Here is a 20,875-nt window from a genome sequence, read left to right as displayed (position 1 = left end):
TGACGCTAGAAAGGCCTGACATTGTGCTAGGTGGTGCGCAAAGGGGCAAGCTCACCACCAAACCTGTAGGAGCCGGCTTGCCGGCGAAAGGGCCGGTACAGTCAACACGCCAACATGCCCCCTTGTTTGCCATTCGGCAGGTGCGTTTCGAACAAATTGAAACTCTGGCGCATGCCTGCGAGTCGACCTGTTGTCGACACGATTCCCCGTGTCTTTTGCGCAAGGAGTTCTCCCATGAGCGGCACCAAAGACAAAGCGAAAGGGCTGGCCAACGAGGCCGTGGGCAACATCAAGCAGGGCGTTGGCAAGGCCACCGGCAACGACCGGTTGCGCGCCGAAGGCAAGGCTCAGGAAATCAAAGGCGAAGCGCAGCAGGCGGTGGGTAAGGTCAAGGATGCGGTGAAGAAGCCTTGATAATGCGCTGATCCACGCTTTGTGTAGGAGCCAGCTTTGCTGGCGATCAGGTTTGACGCTGTTCGCCAGCAAGGCTGGCTCCTACGGTTAGTCATCTCGGTTGTAGCCGTTTTCTTGCAATTGGCGTTGAGTAGTCACAGCTCGGGCGCGGTCTATTAGACTTGTCCGTATTGCCACGACGATCAAGCGGCGAAAGGAGACGCTATGATTTTCCCCGAGCTGCGCGGCTTGCCCCTGCACCGCGTGCTGGTGCGCACCGTCAAGGAATTCCTCGACGACGAGATGTCCACCTATGCCAGCGCGCTGGCCTACCAGATGCTGTTCTCGCTGTTCCCCTTCCTGTTGTTCCTGATCGCCCTGATCGGTTTCCTGCACCTGCCGGACTTCTTCTCCTGGCTGCGCCTGCAGTCAGAACTGGTGCTGCCACCCCAGGCCCTGGAGCAGGTCAACCCGGTGATCGACCAGTTGCAGCAATCGAAGGGTGGTTTGCTCTCGGTGGGTATCGTGATCGCCCTGTGGACGGCCTCGGCCGGCGTGCGCCTGATGATGAGCGCGATGAACGCCGCCTACGATGTGCCCGAAGGGCGGCCGGTGTGGAAGCGCTTCCCCTTGTCGATCATCTACACCGTCGGCATTGCCGGCATGCTGCTGGCGGCGGCCGCGCTGATGGTGCTGGGGCCGCAGGTGATGGAATGGATCGCCTCGCAGGTGGGGCTGGAAGAGGCGGTGGTCGTGGTGTGGACCATCTTGCGCTGGCCGGCGATCATCATCCTGATGATGGTGGCAGTGGCCTTGATCTACTACGTCATGCCCGATGTGAGGCAGAAATTCCGTTTCATCACCCCTGGCTCGGTGCTGGCGGTGGTGGTGTGGATCGTCGCCTCCCTGGGCTTTGCCTACTACGTGAAGACGTTCGCCGACTACAACGCCATGTACGGCAGTATCGGTGCGATCATCGTGCTGTTGCTGTATTTCTACATTTCCGCCGCCGTGCTGCTGTTGGGGGCGGAGATGAACGCAGTGATCGAGCACATGTCGGCCGAAGGCAAGAACCCTGGCGAGAAGGACTTCGCGGGCGACCAGCACCGGGATACCATCACCGTGCTCGGCCATGAGCATCCCGTCGAACACGCACCCCAGACCCGCGAGCCGAATACCTGATGATCCGTGACATTCTCAAGATGGGCGATGAACGCTTGCTGCGCATCGCCCCGCCGGTCCCCGAGCACATGCTGGGCAGCCCTGAGCTGCGCCAGCTGATCGACGACATGTTCGAAACCATGGCCCATGTCGGTGGCGTGGGCCTGGCCGCGCCGCAGATTGGCATCGACCTGCAATTGGTGATCTTCGGCTTCGAGCGCAGCGAGCGCTACCCGGATGCCGAAGCCGTGCCCCGGACCATTCTGCTCAACCCGGTGATCACACCGATGTCCACCGAGGTCGAGGATGGCTGGGAGGGCTGCCTCTCGGTGCCGGGGCTGCGCGGCGTGGTGCCGCGCTACAAGCACATCAGCTATACCGGCGTCGATCCGGACGGCAACCCGATCGATCGCTTTGCCGATGGCTTCCATGCGCGGGTGGTGCAGCACGAATGCGATCACTTGATCGGTCGCCTGTACCCTTCGCGTATTCAGGACTTCAGCAAGTTCGGCTACACCGAGGTGCTGTTCCCCGGGCTTGATGTGGCCGACGATTGATTTCGCACCATCGCCAGCAGTGGCTTGCTGCGCTGGTAGCGGGCCAGGCGCGAGGCCAGCGCCTCGGGCAGGGTGCTGGTGAGGGTAAAGCCCAAACGCTGGTAGAACGCTTGCAAGTCTGGGTGGCAGAACAGCCAGGTCGGGCCCGGGCGGCCTGTCAAAGCCGCTTCCACCAGGCACGATGCGACCTGCCGTCCACGCCACTGCGGTGCGACGAACAGGCCGGTAAGCCAGTGCCCTTGTGCCACAGCCTGCAGGGTCATACCTCCAACGATTTCATCGGCACGGGCCACCCACAGCTCCCCCTCGCCGCTGGCGCGCATGCGCGAGCCGTGCCGGCGATAGAAGTGCTCCAGCAGGCGACGTTGCAACTGTGGAAGGGCTATGCAGGTCAACGCTGTCAAAAAGTGTTCTCCCCGTAGGAGCCGGCTTGCCGGCGAATACGCCGGAACAGGCACTTTCCTGTTCGGCCCCTGAACGCCAGGCCGCGCTTTGTCGCAGATTGTTGCAAATCCGGCAAGGGTGAATATCCGACGCTAGGGTTCAACTATTCCGGGCGGGGAGTAGACTTTCCCTCATCCCCCCGGCAGTACGATAAAGCGGGATCGGTACTTCGTGTCATCCCAGCAGTCGATGACAACTTCTCCGGGCCATTGACGGCATCAGAAGTCACGCGATCAGCTTGATAGCCATCAAGGTCGATATCCATGAAAGCCTTACTGATTCTTGCATTGGTCGGTATGTCCCCGTTCGCCGTCGCGGACCAGGCCAAGACCGCAGACACCCAACCCGCCGTCGAGCAGTACGACTATTCCACCAACCTCGACATCAAGCGCGTGATCAGCTTGTCGACCATCCCCAACGTGTGCGAAGTGGTGCCTGCCACCATGACCTACGAGGACCACCAAGGGCAGGTGCACACCCTCCAGTACCGCGCCTTGGGTGAGGGTTGCCGGTTGAATTGAGCCGTGCAACAGGGGGCATGGTGGCGGGGCAACCCCAAGCCGTGCGCAATCCCTGTGGGAGCGGCCTTGTGTCGCGAATGGGCTTGCATGGCAGCCCCAGGTTTCGGTGTTGCTGCAAAGGTCGCCGGGGCCGCTTTACGGCCCTTTCGCGACACAAGGCCGCCCTTACAGGGGCAGGTGTAGATCCCGAGCACCCTGCAAGACAGTTGCTCCCACAAGCTCCAGCCCCTGCTTCAACTGCGCCCGGCTGTGCGCCGCCGACAGGCTGACCCGCACCGCCCGTACGCTGTCCGTGCCCACCGCGAACACGCTAGCCGGCACAATCTCCACCCCTTGCGCCCGACACCGGGCAACCGCCGTCTCGGCTTCACCTGGCGTGGCCAGCCAGGCATGAGGTGATGGCACGCCAGTGATCGGCAGCGCATCCCCCAGCAGCGCCCGCGCCAGGCGCCAGCGTTCGCCAAGCTCTTCTCGTTGCCATGCCAGACGCCGGGCGGCGGTGCCGTCGGCGATCCACTGGCAGGCGATATGCAGGTTCAAGGGTGAGACCGACCAGTGGGTAGCCTGGGCGTAAGGGTCGATTTGCTCCAGCAACGCCGGTTGGGCCGCGATCCATCCCAGGCGCAGGCCGGCGGCCACGGTCTTGGACAGGCTGGTGATCAGTACGCCTCGACCCTCAAGCAACGGGTAGAGCGGTGGCTGATCGGTCAAGGCGCCATACACATCATCCTCGATCACCAGCAACGCATGACGTTTGGCGACCTCCGCCAGCGCCTGGCGCCGGGCTTCGTCCATGCAGGCCCCGGTCGGGTTGTGCAGGGTCGGGGTGGTCACCAGTATCCTCGCACCACTGGCCCGTGCGACGCGGTCCAGCTCGTCCGGGCGCAGGCCCTGGTCATCCAAGGCCACGCCATGCACCGGCAGGCGCAGCTGGCGGCAAGCCGCCTTGATGCCTGGGGCAGTCAGCGCCTCGACCATCACTGGCTCCCCCGCCTGGCACAACGACTGCAGCACCAGGGTCAGGGCCTGTTGGGCACCACCACAGAGCAGTACCTCTTCTGGTGCCAGGTCCAGGCCGCGATTGGCCAGCCAGCGGGCTCCTTGAATGCGCCCCAGCATCAGCGGGTCGGGCCCCAGGTAATGGTCGAGCAGGGCGGTTTCTCCCTGTTCGAGCAAGCCGCGCAGGCTCTGTTCGAGGTCGCGATTGTGCGGATCGGCCACGGGCACGTTGGTCGACAGGTCGATCACCGGATGCTGGCGATCGGGCTGCTTGAGGCGGAACAACGTCGCCTCCTTGCTCCCCGCCAGCACATAGGTGCCGCGACCCACCTCGCCGGAAACCAGATGGCGCGCCGCCGCTTCGCGGTAGGCCTGCTGCGTGGTGCTGGGGTTGAGCCCCAGGGCCCAGGCCAGGCGCCGTTGCGGTGGCAGGCGCTGGCCTACCGTGAGTTCGCCGCGCTCGATGGCGTCGGCGATGGCATCGACCAGCGCCAGGTAGCGGGGCTTGCCGTCGTCTTGCAGGAGGGGCGTCCACACGAAATTGCTACCCATGCAATATAACTTTGGACCCATACAATGCCCGGCGCTTAGCATCGGTTCAACCCCAACCGATGAAGGATGCCCGCCATGTTCGACCTGCCCGCCCTGCGCGAAGCCGCCACGTTCGTCCACCAGCATGTTCCGCCAACCCCGCAGCACGCCTGGCCGCTGCTGGCTGAGCGGTTGGGCTGCCAGGTCTGGGTCAAGCACGAGAACCATGCGCCCACCGGTGCCTTCAAGGTACGCGGTGGCCTGGTCTACGTGCGCGCACTGCTGGCCAGCGGCCAGGTGCCGCGTGGGCTGGTCACCGCGACCCGAGGCAATCACGGCCAGAGCATGGCCCTGGCGGCGCGCCAGGCGGGCCTGCCGCTGGTGATCGTGGTGCCGAAAGGCAACTCCCGCGAGAAGAACGCCGCCATGCGCGCACTGGGCGCCGAGTTGGTGGAGCACGGTGTCGACTTCGATGTGGCACGAGAGGAGGCGGCGCGGATCGCCGAGGCCCGTGGCTATGCGATGGTGCCGTCGTTCCACCCGGAGCTGGTGCGAGGCGTGGCCACCTACGCCCTGGAGCTGTTCGAGGCGGTAAGCGCGCTGGATTGCGTGTACGTGCCCATTGGCATGGGCTCGGGCATCTGCGGGCTGATCCAGGCGCGCAACCTGCTGGGGCTGGACACCGAGATCGTCGGCGTGGTCTCCAGTGCTGCGGACGCCTATGCCCAGAGCTTCGAGCAGGGGCGCATCGTCACCACCGCCACCGCAGACACGTTCGCCGACGGCATGGCCTGCCGCGTGCCTCATCCGGAGGCGTTCGCCCTGGTTCGCGAAAATGCCGCGCGCATCGTGCGGGTAGATGACCGCGAAATCGCGGCCGCCATGCGCCTGTACCACGAAGCCACCCACAACACCGCCGAAGGCGCCGGCGCCGCGGCCTTGGCGGCGTTGCTGCAGGAGCGCGAACGTCAGGTCGGCAAGCGCGTCGCGGTGGTGCTCAGTGGGGCGAATGTGGATCGGGCGCGATATGCGCAGGTCTTGGCGGGGGAGGAATATGCCTGAATAGGTATGGATGCAAATTCAGCCTGTACGCTCCGTCTACCCTCGGGTTCAATGGGCACCCCCGAATTCGTCCAGAGTGTGCCATGCCCTTCTCCAACGGTTTCCTGCTCAGCCTGTCCCTTTGCCTGGATATCGGCATCGCCAACATCGCCATGATCACCCTGGCCATGCAGCGCGGGTTCCTCCAGGGGTTCTGGCTGGGCCTGGGCACCTGCGTCGGCGACCTGGTCTACGCGATTGCCGCGTTGGCCGGCATGACCGTGCTGCTGCAGTTCGAAAGCGTGCGCTGGACCCTGTGGCTGGGCGGCTCGGCGCTGCTGGTGTGGTTCGCCCTGAAGATGCTGCTGGCGGCCTGGCGCGGCGGGCACCTGGAGTCGCGGGGCGAGGTGGTGGTGGAGTCGGGCTGGCGCGAGTTCCTGCGCGGGATCTTCCTGGCCATGTCCTCGCCCAGCGCCATCCTCTGGTTCGCGGCGGTGGGTGGGGTGCTGATCTCCAGGTCCGGTGGCGGCAGCCTGCTCGACGCTGGGTTGTTCCTGGGGGGCTTCTTCGCCGCCGGGCTGGTCTGGTGCCTGTCGCTGTGCGGTATCGCCAGCCATGGCGGGCGCCTGCTCGGTGATCGGCTGCTGACGTGCTCCTACCTGCTGTCGGCGGCCATTTTCTGCTATTTCGCGGTGTATGTGATTGTCTCCGGTTATCGCGAATTCATCCTCACTGCATCCGTTTGAGTGTTCGTTGCAGATGTGTGGTGCGAACTTTTGCGCCGTTTTTGTTTATAAATTTGTTTATATATTTCTAGGTTTGTGGGGCACCTCCTACTTTGTACTGGGAAGCGTCTTATTGATTGTTTTGCGTGGGCAATTATTTGTCGTTATTTAATATAAAAATAAATTGAAATAAATTCGCGTTTCTCTTTTTAAATCATTTGCTTGTGTATGGCTGCGCAAAAGTTGCGCACGTTCATTGCCTTATGCTTTGGGTACTTCTCAACGGCTTCAACGCGCCCCGTACTTGCACTTTTGTGTGGGTGCGGCGCCGTGAGCGTACCTGGCATAAGGATGGCGAATGTTCGGATCAGGAGATCAGCCCCGATTCAGCTTGCAGGTCCACGGTGTTCAAACGGACTTGCAAGTATTGCGTTTCACCGGCAGGGAGGCGCTCGGCACACCTTACCTGTTCAATGTCGAACTGGTCAGCGAAGACCCGGCCATCGACCTGGAACACCTGCTGCACAAACTGGCGACCTTGCAGATCGGCGGCGACGGCCAGTGCATTCACGGGCAGATCGCCTGCGTCGCCCAAGGCGATACCGGCGCCCGGCTGACCCACTACCGTCTGGAGCTGGTCCCGCGCCTGGCCTACCTCGAGTACAACCGCGACCTGCGCATCTTCCAGCAGCAGACCGTGCCGCAGATCATCGCCGCGGTGCTCAAGGCCCACGGCATTCTCACCGACGCCTACCGCTTCCAACTCGGCCCCACGGTCTACCCCAAGCGCGACTACTGCACCCAGTACGACGAGACCGACCTCGCGTTCATCCAGCGCCTGTGCGCGGAGGAGGGGCTGCACTACCACTTCGAGCACAGCCCCGACGGCCACCTGCTGGTGTTCGGCGACGACCAGAGCGCCTTCCCGCGCCTGGCCCGGCCGACCCGCTTCGCGCCCGACAGCGGCCAGGCCCGGGAGCAGGCGGTGGTCAACCAGTTCGGCGCCCGGGTGGCGGCCCGCACCGCCCGGGCCAGCCGGCGTGGCTACGACTTCGAAAAGCCCAACCTGGTGCTGCACGGCGCGCACCAGCCCAAGCTGCCCGTGCCCCAGCCGGACGTCGAGGACTACGGTTTTCCCGGGGATTTCACCGACCGCGACGGCGCTCGCCAAATGAGCCAGCGAGCCCTCGAAAGCCTCCGGGCCGACTACCTGCAAGCCGAAGGCAAGAGCGACCAGCCGGCCCTGCGCAGTGGCCATTTCTTCACCCTTGAAGCGCACCCACGCGATGCCTGGAACGCACTGTGGCTCCTGGCCGAGGTCACCCACGAAGGCCATCAGCCCCAGGTCCTGGAAGAGGCCGGCGGCGAAGGCGGGGCGGCGACCTGGCAGGGTTACCGCAATCAGTTCAAGGCGTTGCCCTGGGGCACTCCCTATCGGCCACCGGCGCCCGGCCAGCGGCCACGCATCCATGGCGCCCAGACCGCCAGGGTGACCGGCCCGGCAGGTGAAGAAATCCACTGCGATGCCCTCGGCAGGATCAAGGTGCAGTTCCACTGGGACCGCGACGGCCAGCGCGACGAAAAGACCAGCTGCTGGCTGCGCGTGGCCAGCAACTGGGCGGGCAACGGCTACGGCAGCCTGGTCATTCCCCGGGTGGGCATGGAAGTGCTGGTGGCGTTCCTCGACGGCGACCCCGACCGGCCAGTGGTCGCCGGCTGCCTCTACAACGCCGCGCACCTGCCGCCCCTGGAACTGCCGGCAAACAAGACCCGCAGTGTGTTCAAGACGGCCAGCTCGCCGGGGGCCGAGGGCTGCAACGAACTGCGCATCGAGGACCGCCAGGGGCAGGAGCAGATCTTCATTCACGCCCAGCGCGATTGGGAACAGAGCGTAGGCAACGACCAGCGCATTCAGGTCCGCAACGAGCGCCACGACACTGTGCACGGCGATGTCCACAGCGAGTACCACGCCCAGCAACACCGCACCGTGCATGGCGACCGCAAGACTGAGCTGCGCGGCGACGACCACCTGAGCATCACCAACTCCCGGCACATGAAGCTCGGCCAGGCGTTGCTGGTCGAGGCCGGGCAAGAGGTCCACCTGTCAGCCGGCAGGCGGTTGGTGCTCGATGCCGGCAGCGAGGTGGTGCTGCGCGCCGGGGGCGGTTTCGTGCGGGTCGATGCCAACGGGGTGACCATCGGCAAGGGGCTCTATGTCGATTCCAACGGCCAGGTCGCCGGCGGCACCCCGGCCATGCCGCTGCCACCGGGCGCCACCGCCCAGGCCGAGCAGGCCACGGCAGCTCGGCCGCTGACCCAGGCGCAGCTCGACACCTTCCGCCGCAGCGCCGCGTTCTGCGAAGAGTGCGAGCGGTGCAAGGAGGGTGCCTGTGGCCTGTGAAACCCTCACCCCCGAAGCCTGGCTCGCGGCCAATCCCCTGGCCGATGGCGAACGCCTGTACGCCATATTCGGCAGCGTCAGCGAAGCCGACGCGCTGGCGGCCTACCGCCGCCACGATGGTCTTCAAGTGCCCATGCCGTTGTGGAAAGGCACCCCCTACGCCGGCTGGCTCGAAGCCATGCCCTACCTGGTGGAAGCCGCGCCCCAGGGCGACTTCCTCACCTGGTGCGGCACTGCCCGCTGCCGTGACTGGGGCTGGCTGGCGGTGTCGTCGTACCCGCCCGCCCAGGTGTTCGACTACCTGCGCAGCCTGACCCAGGTGAAGCTGCCGGACGGCACCGCGGTGTTCCTGCGCCTGTGGGACGGCCACCAGTTGCTGGCCCTGCTCGACCACGAGCAGGCCGGGGCGCCTGCGTTGCTGCCGGTGTTCAGCCGGGTCTGGAGCAACGGCCAGGCGCGCCCATTGCGCCAGGCCGCACGCTTGAACATCGAGCCGTTTCCCTGGTGGCCGGTCAGCGCCGAACTGCTCGAGCACCTGCACCGGCGCGACCCCGGCCCGGTCATCGACAACCTCATGCAATGGCTGCGCGAGGTCCACCCCGATCTCTACTTCGCCCTCCCCGAGGCCACCCTGCGCTGCAAGGTCGAGCGCCTGGCCCTGGGTGCCCCGCTCGACACGCCAGCCATGGAACGGCTGCTGGCGCACGTGAACAAGGACATCACCCCATGAGCCTCCTCATCTACGCCAAGTTCCTCTACGACAACTTCGACGCCCACAAGCCCGACGGCCCGGCGCGGATAGACCACTTCCGCCAGCACAGCCTGGCCACTTTCGAGCAGTTGCAGGACACCCTGTGGCTGGGCTGGGCGCTGGACCTTGAGCAGGAGCTGCGCTTGAGCGACAGCGAGGGCAACGAGGTGATGCGCCAGGCCAAGGGGCTGGGGGCACGCGCGATCACTGGCTACGCCAACTGCCCGGCCAATGGCGTGCTGAACATCGTGCACCGCTTCGAGAGCCTGGCCTTCGTGCCCATCGGTGGCACGCCCTACGAACTGGTGGAGCAAGTGCCGCCAGGCCAGGCCCCGCAGCGTTTCGAGGGCCTGCTCGACGAGCACGGCCGGGCCACCATCAGCGGCTGCCATGCCAACCGCCGCTACACGCTGCTGTTCCACCCCAAGGTCGGCCCGGCCGAAATCCAGGCGCTGCACGGCTCCTACGACGGCCTGCTCGACCAGCTCAAGGGCTGGCTCGACAGCGAGTGGGCCGAGCGCATTGGCCCGCACTGGGACCGCATGCCGCCGGTGGGGTCGTGGCAGCGCTTGAAGGACATCAACTCGGCGATGTACGAGGGTGTCAGCAGCGCGTTGATGAACCTGCTCGACGACCTCAAGACCCTGGTCAAGCTGCTGTTCAACCTCGATGGTGCCCGCGACAAGCTGTTGCAGCACATCAGCGAGGCGGACTTCCAGAAGCTCAAGGCCCAGGCGGCCAGCCTGCTGCATACCGCCAACCTGATGCTTCACGACGAGCTGCTGATGTTCTTCTATGCCACCGCGATCCTGCAGTGGCTCGCCCTGACCCCGCCCGAATGGCAGGCCCAGGCCTACGCCATGCTCAATGCCGGCCTGCTGCTCGACGTGTTGCTGGGCATCGTGCTGTCCGGAGGCTTGGGCCTGGCGTTCCGGCTTACCGCCAAGGCCCTCAAGCACGCTGGCGGTTTCGCCAGCGACCTGCTCGCAAGCCTGCAACGGCTGATCGACCTCAGCCGCGACCACGCCCTGGCGGCCCATGCCCGCCTGGCCAAGCCGCTGCTGACGGGCGGCAGCGTCGAGGTCAACAGCGCGGCCAAGGTGCCGCTGGCCATCAAGAGCGCCCCGCAAGACCTCGACATGCTGGTGGACGACGCCGTCTCGGTGGTGCGCGGCAAGCGTCAGGCTACTCTGCGGGTGGAGCCGGAAGCGGACCTGCCCGACGCCCCCAGCCAGCCCCGCACCCCCAGCGACAAGCCTGCCCAGCGCGCCGACGAGACCGTCACAAACCGTTGCCCGGTGTCGATGGTCACCGGCGAGGAGCTGCTCACACTGCAGGATGCCGAGTTGTTCGGCGTGCTGCCGCTGGCCTGGGTGCGGATGTACCGCACCAGCGCGGCCGAGATCGACCACGGCCTGGGCCCCGGATGGAGCCACAGCCTGTGCCACCAGCTGCAGGCCGACGGCCAGGGCGTGGTGTGGTGCGACCACGAGAACCGTCGCACCCGCTTCCCGATGCCCGACAGCCGCCGCCCATTCATCTGCAACAGCCTGAGCAACGCGGCGATCTTCCTCGGTGAGGCCGAGGGCGAGCTGGTGATCGCCGAGGCCGGCGAGCGCCCGCGCTACCTGCATTTCATCGACGGCCGCCTGGTGGCCCTGAGCGACGCCTACGGCAACCGCCTCGCCCTGGGCCATGACCGCGCCGGGCGCCTGGAGCATGTCGACAACGGCGCCGGCAACCGCCTGTACCTGGCCTACCAGGCCAGCCGCCTGGTGGCGCTGGAGCTGCAGGTGCGCCAGCCGCTGCTGGATGCGAAGGGCCGCGAGCAGTCGCCCTGGGTGTGCGTGGCGACCCTGGCCAGCTACCACTACAACGACGCCGGGCAACTGATCGAGGCGGGCAACGGCCTGGACGAGCGTGAGCGCTACCGCTACGACGCCGCCAACGTCATCCTCGAGCGGCGGCTGGCGGGCGGCGCGGCGTTCTACTGGGAATGGGAGGGCGAAGGCAAGCAGGCCCGCTGCGTGCGCCACTGGTCCAGCGTGCCGGGCCTGGAGGCGCGCTACCAGTGGGATGGACTGGGCGCCGTCACGGTGCATAACGCCGACGGCAGCCAGCAGGTCTTCCAGCACGACGACAAGGCCCGGCTGGTGCGCCAGGTCGACGCCGATGGCGCCGAGCACCACAAGACCTACGACGCTCACGGCCGCTTGATAGCCGAGCGCAATCCGCTGGGCGCCGAAACCGTCTACAGCTACGACGACGCCGGGCACTTGCTGTCGGTGCGGCCCGAAGACGGCGAGGCGACCCACTACCACTACCGCGACGGCCATGTCTGCGAAGTACGCCGTGGCCAGGCTCGCTGGCTGTACCAGCGCAATGCCCAGGGTGACGTGATCCGCCAGACCGACCCGTGCGGGCAGGTCACCGGTTACCTGTACGACCCGCAGGGTCGCCTGGTCGGCATCCGCCAGGCCGACGGCAGCCTGCACGAGCTGGGCTGGAGCGCCGCCGGGCAGCTGGTCAGCGAAGCCCTGCCGGGCGGCGGCTCGCGGCGCTACCGCTACGACGCCCTGGGCCGGTTGGTGATGCGCCAGCGCGAGAACGCCGCGGTCACCCAGTACAAGTGGGACCTGGCCGGGCGCCTGAGCGAGGTGTCGTTGCCCGGTGGCGGCGTGCGCCGCTATGAATACAACGCCTATGGCCGGGTGACCGCCCAGCGCGACGAACTGGGGCGGGTGACCCGCTTCGAATACGACGACGGGCTGCACCTGCCGTCCCGGCGCATCGACCCGGATGGCAGCTTTCTCAGCTACCGCTACGACAACGCCCAGTTGCAATTGTCGGAGGTGGTCAACGAGCGTGGCGAACGCTACCGCCTGGCCTACCACCGCAATGGCCTGCTCGCCGAGGAGACCGGCTTCGACGGGCAGGTCACCCGCTACCGCTACGACCCCAACGGCCAGTTGCTGGAAAAGACCGAGCACGGCGAGGCCGGTGAGCCGTGGCTGACCCGCTACACACGGGACAAACGGGGCCGGTTGCTGGTCAAGACCCTGCCCGACGGGCAGCAGATCAAGCACAGCTACGATGCCCTCGGCCGCCTGGTGCAGGTGGATGACGGCCACTGGCCGCTGGCCTACACGTATGACCTGTGCGACCGCCTGGTAACCGAGCACCAGGGCTGGGCGACCCTGCACTACGGTTACGACGCCATGGGCCGGATCAGCCACTGCCGGCTGCCCGACGGCAGCCGCCTGGGCTACCGCTACCAGCCCGGCGACTACCTGCAGGCCATCGACCTCGACGGCCAGCGCCTGACCACCCACCGCACCCACCTTGGCCGCGAAGTGGCCCGCCAGCAGGGCGACCTGCTCAGTCAGTTCCAGTACGACGGCCAGGGCCGCCTGCTGGCCCAGCGTGTCGATCGCAAGGAAGGCTCGGTGTTCCTGCGGCGTTACCACTACGACGACTGCGGCAACCTCACCCGCCTGGAAGACACCCGCCGCGGCACCCGCACCTACCAGTACGACCCCCTGGACCGCCTGACCGCCGTGCGCGGCGAGCTGGCCGAGTACTTCGTCCACGACCCCGCCGGCAACCTCCTGGCCCAGAGCGGCCTGCGCGGCGACCCGCGCGATGTGCGGGTCGAGGCCAACCGCCTGCTGATGCACGGCGACAGCCACTACGACTACGACCGCTTCGGCAACCAGGTGAGCGAGCGCCGCGGCCATGGCCAGCAGTTGGTCACCCGCTACCACTACGACAGCCAGCACCGCTTGGCCTGCGTCGACCTACCCGACGGCCGCCAGGCCCGCTATCGCTACGACGCTTTCGGCCGCCGCGTGTCCAAGGCCGTCGGCGACACCGTCACCACGTTCATCTGGCAGGGCGAGCGCCTGCTGGCCGAGCACTGCCAGGGCCGCTGGCGCAGCTACGTCTACGAACCCGGCGGCTTCCGCCCCATGGTGATGCTGCTGCGCGACGGCGACGGTCCCGCCGAAACCCTGCACTACCACCTCGACCACCTCGGCACGCCCCAGGAGTTGACCTCGAGCAGCGGGCGCGTTCGCTGGTCGGCGCGCTACCGCGCCTATGGCCTTGTCCTGCGCCTGGACGTGGACCACATCGACAACCCCCTGCGATTCCAGGGGCAGTACTACGATGAAGAAACCGGGCTGCATTACAACCGACACCGTTATTACAACCCACAGACAGGGCGGTATCTAACGCCGGATCCGATTGGATTGGCGGGTGGGGTCAATGGGTACTTGTATGGTGTGAATCCGACGGGGTGGGTGGATCCGTTGGGGTTGTCGTCGGTTTGTCCGGAGATATGTAGTTATAAAGGAATTTCTATTAAGGCGGGTATAAAAGATCATTTGTCAAAATTTGATGGGTACTCCGTAAAGCCCGGAGTGAAAGGGGTGCATGACAGAGAGGAGTTCATGAGGGCTGTTGATGATCTAGGTTTGCATGTGCTCTCGGAGCGGGCTGGCCCGCCAGGGATTTCTGAGATTACTTACGGTAGGGATAAACTGACATCTGCGTTGGAAGTTGTAGGTATTAAAAAGTTCGATAATCCTAAGACTGTATATGATCCTCGGGTGATTTCTACTGATGAGATTTATGAGGCAGGTCTTGAAGCTGCGGTTTTAGGTTATCAGGGGTCGTTGAAAAGTGGTGAAAGAATTTATAATTCGGTGTTTCGTGGTATAAAGTTCAGGGTCTATAGAGATGATGCGGGTGTAGTAGTTAATTTCCATCCATCCATGAAGTGAGTAAAATGAAACTAGAAGCCGATAAGTCAATTATATGGAATTGTTTGGCGGGGTTCAGGGAGTGCTCAAGTAGTTATGCAGATAGCTATATGCTTGTGATGCTTGAAAAGCTGTTGGTGTATGAAGGAGTTGCTGTGGAGGAGTCTGGTGTTTACTTGGCGTGTGATGAGGATTTTCAGATGATTCCTTCATATTTAATTGGCCGTAAGGGATATATGGCTTTTGAGTTTATGGGTGAGATCTATGTCTGCACTATGTCAGAGGGGGCGAGGCATATACGTGCTTGGTGTAATGAAAAAATTTACTGTGAGAGGGAAGCCGTTCTGTATGCGTGTAATAAGCTCGTATCGCTCTATGATGGGGATTGTTTTGCTGGGAGGTAGGAGGGGGGTTAGAGTGTCGCTGGAAAATTGAGGGACTTCACACCGTAAGAGGTAGGAAGATAGGAGTTATGGGTTGATATGTAGGCTTGGATTAGGGGGTATTGGGTGATAGTCAGTGCGTTTCATTGGGTTAGGTGGGCGTCGTGAAGGGATTTAGTTGTGATGAGATTGTTGGTGCATGCCTGATGGATTTTAGGGATTCTGGGGCTTTGCATGTGGAAAGTTATCTTGATGTTTTGCTTGAGTGTTTGTTGCAGTTCGAAGGTATGGGGATTGAAATGTCTGGTGTGTATATTCAGCGAGACGAAGATTTTGATAATGTCCCGAGATATTTAGTTGGTGTTGAAAATGGAATGGCATTTGAGTTCATCGGTGAGAGCGCCATATATGAAATGTCTGAAGGGGCGAGAAAGATTAGTGAGTGGTGTGAGATAAATGTAAACAAGAATAAGAGGGAGGTGATGGGGAAGTGTCAGTGTTTAATGAGTCTATACGGTGGGTGATGGGATTAAGGTGACGCATGATGGAAGTGGTTTCTGAAAGAGAGAAATGAAGTGATTTGATATCAAGCACTTGAGGGAAGAGGCAAGCATGCTTAGCGTTGATGATAGAGAGATAATGAGGGCTTGTATGGGGGTGTTGTATATGTCGGATGGCTTGAGGTATGAGAGTTGTCTGGATATTTTAATTGATAGTCTTCTGAGGTTTGAGGGTGTAGGGCTGGAGATGGTAGGTGTTTATCTTGGGTGTGATAGTGACGTTCTAAGTGTCCCGGACTATTTGGATCCTTATGGGTTTGATATGTCTTTCGAGTATATGGATGAGTATGTTGTTTGCTCAATGGCTGAAGGCGCAAAGTATATAGAGGAGTGGTGTGATAGGGAGGTGGTTACTGATAGAGGAGTAGTGATTGAATGGTGTAAAAAACTGGTGGGGCTCTATGGTGGTATGAGTAATCTCACTCTGAGCGGAATACCTGGGAAATGTTTATTTGATATGTTTGTTGGTTCTGGTTTGAACAGAGGAGACTATATTGAGGTCGTGGTTGAGTCCCTCTTGAGGTGCGAGGGGATAGGTCTAGGCATGTCTGGAGTATATCCGGGGTGCGATGGTAATTCGGAAGGCATTCCTGCGTATCTGAGATACGAGAAGCATAAGATGTCGTTTGATTTTGCGGGTGAGCATGTTGTTTGTCCTATGTTTGTAGGTGCTTGTTATATTCGCGATTGGTGTGGGAAGAATGTCTGTTGTAAAGGTTTTCATTCTAGGAGAGGGAAGATAATGGGGGCTTGTAATAATCTGGTGAGGCTCTATGAAGGTTTTGATGATGCTAGGTTTGGTGTTTGAACAGACATGATTTTAGTAATCCAAGAGGGAGCGCGCTTAGAGGGAGCTCGATGACGTACTATGGCGCGCCACCGGATGTGTGTTCGCGAGTTTCCGAACTGTTAGGTCTTGCTATCGAGGATATGGGAGAGGATTGGGAGATTATTCTGGCAGATGTTTCCTTGATTTCTCCGGCGATTCATATTCTTGAAGCGCGGACGGAACCTTGGATGGTGCGAGCAGCCATAGGTTGTATTTTGGTAGGGAGCTTGTTTGAGTCCAGGCTGGATGAAGGGGCTAGTCACTTTATGCATGATGCTGCATATACCGCACTCCGTATGGAGCCTGAGGTTCTGAACGCGGTGACAAACTTTTGGATCGGTGGTGGAACTCGCAGCTCCTATATCAGAGACTTGCTGCTAGGTTAGGCGGTTCACGCAAGCTATCGCCGTCAATTGTTGAGAAAGCGCGAGCAAACTTAAGTCATGGCTGCAATTAGCCAGAAGGCTCCTTGAACCTATAGCCCAAATCCCCCGGATTGACGCAAACGCAAGCTGCCACTACCGTGCCTCCAAGCCCCAAGGCAACGCGCAGCCCCGCCCGAAAGGTTCCCGGGAATGCGCCCACCGAGACCCGCCCCCATGCCCCAGCCAACCCCCGCTCGCTTCGAGGACGGCCGCACGCTGCACCTGGCCGGTTTGTCCAACCGTTACGACTTCTCCCGCCTGGCCGAGCTCAAGTTGCTCTGGCAGCGCTTCGCCCCATGGCTCGGGCGTGTCCCCGGCCAGCATGGCCACGACAGCTACGGCGTGTGCCACAACCCCGACGGCCAAGGCGCGTTCGACTACCTGGCGGGTGTCGAGGTGACCGGCATGGCCACACTGCCCGAAGGCTTCACCACCCTCGTCCTGGCACCCCAGCACTATGCGGTGTTCGAACACCGGGGCAGCCTGGAGTGCATCAAGGCGACCTTCGACGCCATCTTTACCCAATGGCTGCCAGCCTCGGGCAAGCGCCAGGCCGACGCCGCCGTCTTCGAGCGCTACCCGGCCGGCTACGACCCGGCGGACCCGCAGGCCCTGATGGAAATCTGGATTCCCCTGGAGCGATCATGATCCACCCCTGCACCGACCCGACCACCCCGGCCTGGCTGTACCTGCGCAGCGCCCTCTGGCCCGACAGCGCGGCGGCCGAGCACCTGGCGGAAATGGCCGATATTGCCCGCCGCCCCGATACCTTTGTGGCCCTTTTGGCGTACGACGAGCAGGGCAGGGCGCTAGGGCTGGCCGAGGCGTCGGTGCGCCATGACTACGTCAATGGCAGTAATACTTCGCCGGTGGCGTACCTCGAAGGCATCTTCGTCGAGTCGGCCCGGCGCGGCCAGGGCATCGCCCGCCAGCTGATCGCGGCCGTCGAACGCTGGGCCGCCGGCAAAGGCTGCCGCGAACTGGCTTCGGACGCCGCACTGGACAACCTCGGCAGCCAGCATATGCACGCGGCCCTGGGCTTTGCCGAGACCGAGCGGGTGGTGTACTTCCTCAAGCCGGTCACGCCCCTCGACTGAAAATTTGCGGGCAGTTGTCGATCTGCCGTTTTCCCGTTCGACTAGTGTTGAAGGCGCCGGAATGCCCCGGCGCCACTTGCTGAAGATGCTTCGGAGAAAACACCGATGAACACCGCAGCCGAAAACGAAATTCGCCAGTTGATCGCAGGTTGGATCGAGGCCGTGCGCGAGCGCGACGTGGCGCGCATCGTCGCCCCCTACGCCGACGACATCCTCGCCTTCGACGCCATCCAGGCCCTGCAATTCAAGGGCAAGGCCGTCTACCGCGCGCACTGGGAAATGTGCATGGGCTACTGCACCGGCCCCATGGTGTTCGAGGTGGAACAACTGACCGTGCACGCCGACGGCGACCTGGCCCTGGCCCACTGGCTCAATCGCTGCGGCCCGTCGGACGACGAAAGCCAGTGCGGTTTCATGCGTGTCACCGTGGGCTACCGGCGCAACGCCGGGCAATGGCAGGTGATTCATGAGCACTGGTCGGCGCCGTTCGACATGGAAACGCAAAAAGCGCTGTTCGATCTCAAACCCTGAACGCCGTCGACCGCCTATCGCCACCTCACCCTGGAGACGATCATGAAATACCTGTGCCTGGTCTATTGTGACGAGGGGTTGCTGCACAGCCTGCCGGACAGCCCCGAAGACGCCGAATGCATGGCCTACGCCGAGTCTATCCAGGGCTCCGGGCGGATGCTCGCCGCCGAGGCGCTCAAGCCCGTGCAAACCGCCACCACGGTGCGCGTGCGCGGTGGCCGCATGAGCCTGACCGACGGCCCCTTCGCCGAAACCAAGGAGCAGTTGGCCGGCTTCTACCTGGTCGATGCGCGCGATCTCAACGAGGCGCTGAACATCGCCAAGGGCATCCCGGCGGCGCGGGTCGGCAGCGTCGAAGTGCGGCCGGTGCGCGAACTGCAACCCTGAACCGGATGGAGAACGACAAGCATGACTCTGGTACAACCGGCAGTACCCCAGCATGAGCTGGCCATCAGCCGCCTGATCGACGCCCCGCCCGCCAAGGTGTTCCGCGCCTGGACCGAACCGCAATGGCTGATGCAGTGGTGGGGCCCCCATGGCATGACCACCCCGGAATGCGAGATGCAGTTATGGGCGGGCGGGTTGTTTCGCACGCTGATGCGCGCCCCAGACGGCACCGAGTACCCTCACCAGGGCGTATTCCTGGAAATCCATGCGCCGCACCGGCTGGTGTTCACCGATGCCTTCCGCCCTGGCTGGGTGCCGTCCGACAAGGCGTTCATGACCGCAGTGGTCAGCTTCGACGACGAGCAGGGCAAGACCCGCTACACCGCCCGCGCCTGGCACTGGAACGCCGCCGACTGCCGCGCCCATGAGGAAATGGGCTTCCACCAGGGCTGGGGAGAAAGCCTGGACCGCCTGGTGGAGGTGGTGACCCAGCGGATGCCGGACTGATGACCCCCACCGAACAGGTTCGCCGGCAGGTCGAGACCGTCTACCGCCAGGAGTCGCGGCGCATCCTGGCCACGCTGATCCGCCTGCTGGGCGATTTCGACCTGGCCGAGGAGGCCATGCACGATGCCTTCTTCATCGCCGTGGAGCGTTGGCAGCGCGACGGCATCCCCGACAACCCGCGCGCCTGGCTGGTCTCCACCGGGCGCTTCAAGGCCATCGACGCCCTGCGCCGGCGCGCCCGTTTCGACCGTTCCCAGGCCGACCTGATCATGCTGCTCGAAGGCGAGACCCAGGACCCGGGCGAAGAGGAGCTGCTGGCCGACGACCGCCTGCGCTTGATCTTCACCTGCTGCCACCCGGCGCTGGCGGCCGACGCCCAGGTGCCGCTGACGCTGCGTGAAGTCTGCGACCTGACCACCGAGCAGATTGCCCGCGCCTTCCTGCAGAGCCCGGCCACCATCGCCCAGCGCATCGTGCGGGCCAAGGCGAAGATCCGCGACGCAAAGATCCCGTACCAGGTGCCGGCGCTGGCCGAGCTGCCCGAGCGTCTGGAAAGCGTGTTGCGGGTGATCTACCTGGTGTTCAACGAGGGCTATTCGGCGTCGTCGGGGGAGGATGTGGTTACCCGCGAGCTGACCGACGAGGCGATCCGCCTGGGGCGCCTGCTGGCGCAGTTGCTGCCGGACGCGGAAGTGCTCGGCCTGCTGGCGCTGATGCTGCTGCAGGCGTCGCGCCAGCGTGCGCGCAGCGACGACGAGGGTGAGCTGGTGGTGCTCGACGAGCAGGACCGTGGCCTGTGGGATCGTGCGCAGATCGAGGAAGGTTGCCAGCTGGTGCGCCAGGCCCTGCGCGGCCGCGAGATTGGCCCGTACAGCGTGCAGGCGGCGATTGCCGCGCTACACGCCGAGGCCCCCAGCGCCGAGGCGACGGACTGGGCGGAGATCGTCGGGTTGTACGAGCTGTTGCTGCGCCACTGGCCGTCGCCGGTGGTGGAGCTGAACTGGGCGGCGGCGCTGGCCAGGCGCGATGGCGCGGCGGTGGGGCTGCGGGCGGTGGAGGCGATTCTTGAGCGGGGCGAGCTGGGCGACTACCACCTGGCCCATGCCGCGCGGGCGGAGCTGCATCGGCAGCTGGGCCATGTCGAACAGGCCCGTGGCGCCTGGCAACAGGCCCTGGCGTTGGCCCGCCAGGGGCCGGAGCGGCGGCATATCGAGCGGCGCCTGCGGGAGCTGGGGGTATGAGCCGAGATTTGGCGAGGGCCTGTTGGGGTGGCCAGGGGCAGAGCGGAGGTTTTGTAGTGGTATTGAGATCGAGCGCCGCGCGGGCGGCGCTCGATCTACAGGGCGCTGAAACTCTTCCGTCGACTTCCCTGACGCGCAGGCCAGCCGCTCAGCTCGCCACGAAATTCGGCGGGCTCACCAGCTCGACGGTCTGCTGCTTGCGTGGTGCCAGGATCTCGGCCACGCCCTCGACCACCAACTCGTCGTTCTGGTTGTAGACGTTGGTGGCGATGCGCACCTTGAACTTGGGCAGCTTCTCGAGAATTTCCAGGCGCACGGTCAGGGTGTCGCCGATCTTCACCGGCTTCTGGAAGCTCATCTGTTGCCCCAGGTAGATGGTGCCGGGGCCAGGCAGGGTGCAGGCTACTGCGGCGCTGATCAGCGCGCCGCTGAACATGCCATGGGCGATGCGCTCGCGGAACATGCTCTTGGCGGCGAATTCGGCGTCCAGGTGCACCGGGTTGTGGTCACCGGACATCGCGGCGAACAGCTGAATGTCCCGCTCTTCGACGGGCTTCTGGTATTCGGCTTTCTGGCCGACTTCGAGGGCTTCGTAAGGCGTGTTGGTGACCTGGGTCATCGGGGCTTC

Annotated in this window: 22 protein-coding genes; 19 read left to right on the top strand and 3 right to left on the bottom strand. The window is 63.6% G+C overall.

Features of this window, described 5'->3' with window-relative positions; all coding sequences use genetic code 11:
* Window positions 1-234: 234 nt before the first annotated feature.
* From IM733_RS12175 to def, 3 genes are all read left to right on the top strand, one after another.
* Window positions 235-414 (top strand): CsbD family protein, encoded by a 180-nt coding sequence (locus IM733_RS12175; protein ID WP_240063664.1) that lies wholly within the window; start codon window positions 235-237, stop codon window positions 412-414.
* A gap of 204 nt (window positions 415-618) precedes the next feature.
* Entirely contained in the window at window positions 619-1,575 is a 957-nt protein-coding gene (locus IM733_RS12170; RefSeq protein WP_248921040.1) for a YihY/virulence factor BrkB family protein, read from the top strand.
* Window positions 1,575-2,111 carry a peptide deformylase gene (gene def / locus IM733_RS12165; RefSeq protein ID WP_240063662.1) on the top strand — a complete coding sequence of 179 codons (537 nt, stop codon included), beginning with the start codon at window positions 1,575-1,577 and terminating at the stop codon, window positions 2,109-2,111. Before IM733_RS12170 ends, def begins: the two co-directional genes overlap by 1 nt.
* Here the strand turns inward: def and IM733_RS12160 are convergent.
* The gene (locus IM733_RS12160; RefSeq protein ID WP_248921166.1) at window positions 2,066-2,470 is read right to left on the bottom strand and encodes a GNAT family N-acetyltransferase; all 405 of its coding nucleotides are present in this window, start codon (window positions 2,468-2,470) and stop codon (window positions 2,066-2,068) included. The genes def and IM733_RS12160 overlap by 46 nt on opposite strands.
* A gap of 348 nt (window positions 2,471-2,818) precedes the next feature.
* On the opposite strand from IM733_RS12160, the gene IM733_RS12155 reads away from it, so the two are divergent.
* Window positions 2,819-3,076, top strand: coding sequence for a DUF2790 domain-containing protein (locus tag IM733_RS12155; protein ID WP_248921039.1), 258 nt, complete (start codon window positions 2,819-2,821; stop codon window positions 3,074-3,076).
* 165 nt (window positions 3,077-3,241) lie between these two features.
* On the opposite strand, the gene IM733_RS12150 is transcribed toward IM733_RS12155, so the two are convergent.
* Complete coding sequence (locus IM733_RS12150) at window positions 3,242-4,627, bottom strand: PLP-dependent aminotransferase family protein (protein WP_248921038.1); 1,386 nt, start codon at window positions 4,625-4,627, stop codon at window positions 3,242-3,244.
* A gap of 75 nt (window positions 4,628-4,702) precedes the next feature.
* Here IM733_RS12150 and IM733_RS12145 point away from each other — a divergent pair, with 75 nt between their 5' ends.
* From IM733_RS12145 to IM733_RS12075, 15 genes are all read left to right on the top strand, one after another.
* The gene (locus tag IM733_RS12145) at window positions 4,703-5,668 is read left to right on the top strand and encodes a threonine dehydratase (protein WP_248921037.1); all 966 of its coding nucleotides are present in this window, start codon (window positions 4,703-4,705) and stop codon (window positions 5,666-5,668) included.
* 83 nt (window positions 5,669-5,751) lie between these two features.
* Window positions 5,752-6,393, top strand: coding sequence for a LysE family translocator (locus IM733_RS12140; RefSeq protein WP_248921036.1), 642 nt, complete (start codon window positions 5,752-5,754; stop codon window positions 6,391-6,393).
* 337 nt (window positions 6,394-6,730) lie between these two features.
* Window positions 6,731-8,773: a type VI secretion system tip protein TssI/VgrG gene (gene tssI, locus IM733_RS12135; RefSeq protein WP_283107531.1), complete on the top strand. Its 2,043-nt coding sequence runs from the start codon at window positions 6,731-6,733 to the stop codon at window positions 8,771-8,773.
* Window positions 8,763-9,503: a DUF4123 domain-containing protein gene (locus tag IM733_RS12130; RefSeq protein WP_248921034.1), complete on the top strand. Its 741-nt coding sequence runs from the start codon at window positions 8,763-8,765 to the stop codon at window positions 9,501-9,503. Before tssI ends, IM733_RS12130 begins: the two co-directional genes overlap by 11 nt.
* Complete coding sequence (locus IM733_RS12125) at window positions 9,500-14,308, top strand: RHS repeat-associated core domain-containing protein (RefSeq protein WP_248921033.1); 4,809 nt, start codon at window positions 9,500-9,502, stop codon at window positions 14,306-14,308. Before IM733_RS12130 ends, IM733_RS12125 begins: the two co-directional genes overlap by 4 nt.
* 5 nt (window positions 14,309-14,313) lie before the next feature.
* Window positions 14,314-14,691: a hypothetical protein gene (locus IM733_RS12120; protein ID WP_248921032.1), complete on the top strand. Its 378-nt coding sequence runs from the start codon at window positions 14,314-14,316 to the stop codon at window positions 14,689-14,691.
* A 143-nt stretch (window positions 14,692-14,834) separates the two neighbouring features.
* The gene (locus tag IM733_RS12115; RefSeq protein ID WP_248921031.1) at window positions 14,835-15,194 is read left to right on the top strand and encodes a hypothetical protein; all 360 of its coding nucleotides are present in this window, start codon (window positions 14,835-14,837) and stop codon (window positions 15,192-15,194) included.
* A gap of 88 nt (window positions 15,195-15,282) precedes the next feature.
* A complete protein-coding gene (locus IM733_RS12110; protein WP_248921030.1) occupies window positions 15,283-16,038 on the top strand; it encodes a hypothetical protein in 756 nt (251 codons plus the stop codon).
* 50 nt (window positions 16,039-16,088) lie between these two features.
* On the top strand, window positions 16,089-16,445 hold the full coding sequence (locus IM733_RS12105; RefSeq protein WP_248921029.1) for a hypothetical protein: 357 nt from the start codon (window positions 16,089-16,091) through the stop codon (window positions 16,443-16,445).
* A gap of 213 nt (window positions 16,446-16,658) precedes the next feature.
* Window positions 16,659-17,132 (top strand): GyrI-like domain-containing protein, encoded by a 474-nt coding sequence (locus IM733_RS12100; protein ID WP_248921028.1) that lies wholly within the window; start codon window positions 16,659-16,661, stop codon window positions 17,130-17,132.
* On the top strand, window positions 17,129-17,581 hold the full coding sequence (aac(6'), locus tag IM733_RS12095) for an aminoglycoside 6'-N-acetyltransferase (RefSeq protein WP_248921027.1): 453 nt from the start codon (window positions 17,129-17,131) through the stop codon (window positions 17,579-17,581). The genes IM733_RS12100 and aac(6') overlap by 4 nt, the downstream gene beginning before the upstream one ends.
* A 105-nt stretch (window positions 17,582-17,686) precedes the next feature.
* Window positions 17,687-18,112, top strand: a complete 426-nt coding sequence (locus IM733_RS12090; protein WP_248921026.1) for a YybH family protein — start codon at window positions 17,687-17,689, stop codon at window positions 18,110-18,112.
* 42 nt (window positions 18,113-18,154) lie between these two features.
* A complete protein-coding gene (locus IM733_RS12085) occupies window positions 18,155-18,499 on the top strand; it encodes a YciI family protein (RefSeq protein WP_011535057.1) in 345 nt (114 codons plus the stop codon).
* A gap of 21 nt (window positions 18,500-18,520) precedes the next feature.
* The gene (locus tag IM733_RS12080) at window positions 18,521-19,006 is read left to right on the top strand and encodes an SRPBCC family protein (protein ID WP_248921025.1); all 486 of its coding nucleotides are present in this window, start codon (window positions 18,521-18,523) and stop codon (window positions 19,004-19,006) included.
* A complete protein-coding gene (locus tag IM733_RS12075) occupies window positions 19,006-20,247 on the top strand; it encodes an RNA polymerase sigma factor (protein WP_248921024.1) in 1,242 nt (413 codons plus the stop codon). The genes IM733_RS12080 and IM733_RS12075 overlap by 1 nt, the downstream gene beginning before the upstream one ends.
* A 148-nt stretch (window positions 20,248-20,395) precedes the next feature.
* Here the strand turns inward: IM733_RS12075 and IM733_RS12070 are convergent, their stop codons facing one another.
* Window positions 20,396-20,866, bottom strand: coding sequence for a MaoC family dehydratase (locus IM733_RS12070; protein WP_248921023.1), 471 nt, complete (start codon window positions 20,864-20,866; stop codon window positions 20,396-20,398).
* Between the last annotated feature and the right edge of the window lie 9 nt (window positions 20,867-20,875).

Source organism: Pseudomonas entomophila (genome assembly GCF_023277925.1).
Lineage (GTDB): Bacteria > Pseudomonadota > Gammaproteobacteria > Pseudomonadales > Pseudomonadaceae > Aquipseudomonas > Aquipseudomonas entomophila_D.
The sequence above is the reverse complement of the archived record's forward strand: the minus strand, read 5'-3'. Positions and strand labels throughout refer to the sequence as shown.